This is a genomic window from Micromonospora sp. NPDC049799 (genome assembly GCF_040656655.1).
Taxonomy (GTDB): Bacteria; Actinomycetota; Actinomycetes; order Mycobacteriales; family Micromonosporaceae; genus Micromonospora.
On the sequence record NZ_JBFAMU010000482.1, the window covers coordinates 1 to 3787 of the forward strand.

4 protein-coding genes are annotated in these 3787 nt (G+C 73.6%); 2 read left to right on the forward strand and 2 right to left on the reverse strand.

Features of this window, described 5'->3' with window-relative positions:
* Both AB0I76_RS24890 and AB0I76_RS24895 read right to left on the reverse strand, forming a co-directional pair.
* Positions 1-1613: thiamine pyrophosphate-binding protein (locus tag AB0I76_RS24890; protein WP_357039997.1), on the reverse strand; the 1613-nt coding region annotated here is incomplete at its 3' end.
* Positions 1606-2730, reverse strand: coding sequence for a Vms1/Ankzf1 family peptidyl-tRNA hydrolase (locus AB0I76_RS24895; RefSeq protein WP_357040000.1), 1125 nt, complete (start codon positions 2728-2730; stop codon positions 1606-1608). The genes AB0I76_RS24890 and AB0I76_RS24895, both read right to left, overlap by 8 nt.
* A 153-nt stretch (positions 2731-2883) precedes the next feature.
* Between AB0I76_RS24895 and AB0I76_RS24900 the strand changes: the two genes are divergently transcribed.
* A complete protein-coding gene (locus AB0I76_RS24900) occupies positions 2884-3429 on the forward strand; it encodes a hypothetical protein (RefSeq protein ID WP_357040006.1) in 546 nt (181 codons plus the stop codon).
* A 60-nt stretch (positions 3430-3489) separates the two neighbouring features.
* Positions 3490-3787 (forward strand): alpha/beta fold hydrolase (locus AB0I76_RS24905; protein WP_357040003.1); only part of this gene is annotated, 298 nt, incomplete at its 3' end.

Sequence of the window (3787 nt, forward strand, 5' to 3'; positions counted from 1 at the left end):
GCCTCGACGACGCAGGGGCGGTCGGCGGCGAGCGCCTCGTCCCAGGCGGCGCCGACCAGCTCGGGCCGGTCCACGCGTACGCCGTGCAGCCCGAGCAGCCGGGCCCAGCCGGCGTACGGCACGTCGGGGCGGCGCCGGGACGGGTCGCTCGTCGGCCGCCCGCCGCCCATCCCGGACTGGTCCCGGTTGTTGAGGACCAGCACCACCAGCCGCGGGTCCTGCCACTCCTGCCAGTGGTGCGACACGGTGATCAGCTCGGCGAGGCCGTTGAGCTGCATGGCGCCGTCGCCGACCAGTGCGATCACCGGCTGGCCCGGGTCGGCCAGCTTGGCCGCGACCGCGTACGGCAGGGCGCAGCCCATCGACCCGAGGGTGCCGCAGAGCTGCGCGTTGACCCCCGGTGGCAGCTCCAGGTGGCGGGCGTACCAGTAGAGGACGGAACCGACGTCGACCGCCACCGCCCCGGTGCGCGGCAGCCGGACGGACAGTTCCTGGAGCACCAGCTGCGGGTTGATCGGCTCGGCGGGCGCGGCGGCCCGGTCGGCGGCCTCGAGACGCCACCGATCCACGGAGTTCTCCACGGTGGCGCGCCACGTCGGGTTGGGCCGGTCCGGGACCCGGGCGTGCAGCGCGCGGAGCGTCTCGGCGGCGTCGCCGACCAGCGGGACGTCCACCGGGTAGCGGGTGCCGATCCGCCGCCCGTCGATGTCGATCTGAATCGTGCGGACCTGACCGGGCATCGGGTAGTAGTCGGTCCACGGGTCGTTCGTGCCGACCAGCAGCAACGTGTCGCAGCCGCCCATCAGCTCGGCCGCCGCGGGCGTGCCCACCTCGCCGAGCACCCCGGTGTGGAAGGGCAGCCGCTCGTCCAGCACCGGCTTGCCGAGCAGCGAGGTGGCCAGCCCGGCGCCCAGCCGGTCGGCCAGCGCGATGATCTCGTCCTCGGCGTCCCGGCCACCCTGCCCCACCAGGATCGCGATGCGTTGGCCGGTGGCCAGCATCTGCGCCGCGGCGTCCAGGTCCACGTCGTGCGGCAGCACCCGGGCCAGCGGCACGCCCGGAGTGGCGGTGAGCACGCCCGCCGACTGGAGTGGCAGGTCGGGCGCCGGCGCCTCCAGCAACTGGATGGGCAGCACCACACAGACCGGGCTGCGGGTCGCCGCGGCGGTGCGGAACGCCTGGTCGAGCAGGCTCGGGACGTGCGCGGGGTCCCGTCCGTACCGGACGAACTGGTTGCACACGTCGCCGAACAGCCGGCTCAGGCCGATCTCCTGGTGGGCGCCGCCGAGTGGACCGGAGACGTCCTCGCCGACGATCGCCACCACCGGCTTGCTGTCCAGCTTCGCGTCGTACAGACCGTTGAGCAGTTGGACCGCGCTGGGGCCCTGGGTGGCGAGGCAGACCCCGATGCCGCCGGTGAACTTGGCGTGCCCGGTGGCCATGAACGACGCGGTCTCCTCGTGCCGGGCGGGGACGAACGCCGGGTCCCCGCCCGAGGCGTCGAGGGCGGCGACCACCGGCGCGATGGCCGCGCCGGGGTAACCGAAGGCCCGCGGTACCCGCCAGGCCCGCAGCCGGTCGACCACCAGGTCGGCGACGGTACGCTCAGCCATTACCCCGCCCCGGCGTGGACTCGTCGACGTAGCGCAGCACCGCGCCCACCCCGTCGGTCAGGTCCGGGGCCTCGTCCGGGCCGAGGACGGTCAGCTCGGCGTCGGTGCCGACCAGCGCGCGGACCAGGGCGGCGTCGGCGCGTACCTTCGCCGGGTCCGGCACGGACATGGCCGCGAGCTGGCCCGGGTCGGTCGCGATCTCGGTCGGCTCCGGCCCGATCCACAGCTCACCGTTGGCCGACGGGTCGTCGACGATGAGCATGGTGTCGACCTGGTTGCGTTGCAGGGCCGACACGACGGCGTCCAGGCCGGCGCCGACGTCCTCCTGCATGCCGAAGCGGTCCAGCGCGGCGGTGATCCGCTGGTCGGCCACCTCGGCGATCGTCTGCACGGTGACGTCGTCCAGCAGGGTCTGGTCCGCGCCGAGGGCGCGGGAGCCGGCGTCGGTGCGGACCACCAGGTCCTGCCAGCGATTCGGCATCTGGGCGGCGATCATGCCGGTGGCCCGGATGTCGCCGGCCACCACCACCACCTCGGCGCCGACCTTCTCGGCCAGCTCCACGGTCGCGGCGGTGACGTCACCGGCGTTGTGGTGCCAGGCCTCCATGGCCGCCCGCTGGTAGCGGGACTGCGACCAACCGCCGGGCTGCACCCGACGCAGTTGGAAGTCCTCGCGGCCGGTCACGTGGGCACGGCGGGGCACACCCCCGGCGCTCACCGCCATCGCGTCGCCGCCGGCCCGGTCGGCCAGCACCCGCACCCAGGCCACCTGCTCGCCCCGCTGGGCGAGCAGCGGCATCACGTGCGGCAGCGGGCTGTACGCGGCCAAATCCCGCAGGGGCGGTGCGGAGAGGTACTCCGACAGCACCACCCGGCCGTGACTGGCGAACACGGCCAGGCCATAGTCGCCGGCCATCGGGTCGTGACCCCGAACCACGCGTTCGATGGCGTTGATGGACGCCGCGTCGGCACGCTTCTGCTGCAGTTTGTCGCGCAGCGCGCGCCAGCGCAGATCCAGCGCCGGGTGGGCGTCCTCGGTGTTCGCGGACGCGTCCAGATAGACCGAGCACCACGGCCCGGGTCGGTCGTAGAGCGGGCGCAGGAAGGACAGCTGCATGCTCGACCCCTTTCCAGCTCGGCCCTGCGCTTACCCACGCGACCGACGATGTCACCTGGCGCCCGAGTCCCCTCTCCGGCCGCGTGACCAGTGTTCATTCACGTCGTTCAACCCGGAGGATCGATACCATCGGTGAACACAACCGGACTCTGGGTGGTGAAGATGGACAGCGACCTGCAATACCGGCGGATCGCGCACCCGACCGGACGGGTGGTCACCGGGCGGATCGTCCGGTTGCTCGACGGCTATCCCCGCGAGGTGCGGATCGGTCAGCCGGTGCTGGTGGCGGTGCTGGTGGCGGCCGGGGTGGCCGGGCTGCTGGTGACCCTGCTGCGCTCGCTGCTGGGTGCCGGCTCCGGTACGCGACGGACGTTCAAGGACCTGAAGAAGGGTCCGGAGTACCTGGTCACTCCCGTCCGGCTGCGTGACGCCGCCGGGCAGCTGGTCGAGGTCGAGTTGCACGGGCACCTGCCGCAGAGCGCCCTGCACCCCGCCGACCATGTCCAGATCACGCTCCGCCGGCAGCGCGACGCGGACCTGCCGCCGAAGATCGAGCGGATCGTCAACCTCACCACCGGCCAGTTGCTCACCCCGCGTACGGCGACGCTCTGGTCGCACCTCGGGCCGCCGCTGCTGCTCCAGGCGGTGCTGGGTGCGGTCCTGCTCACCGGCGTGGCGGCCTGCACCGCCCTGACGTGAAAGGAAGGGCACCGAGGCGCGACGTTTCGGCCTGTCGGCCGCCGGGCAACGCGGGCAGACATGTTCCCCGGTTTCGCGCTCGACGAGATCGACGTCGGCCCGGTGCGGCTGCGGGTCCGCCACGGCGGCTCCGGCCCACCCGTGGTCCTGCTGCACGGCCATCCCCGTACCCACGCCACCTGGCACCGGGTGGCGCCGCTGCTCGCCGCGCGGCACACCGTCATCTGCCCGGACCTGCGCGGCTACGGCGGGTCCTCGAAGCCGCCGAGCACCCCGGACCACACCACGTACGCCAAGCGGGCCATGGCCGCCGACGTGGTGGCGCTGCTGGACCGGCTCGGCCACGACCGGGCCGCCG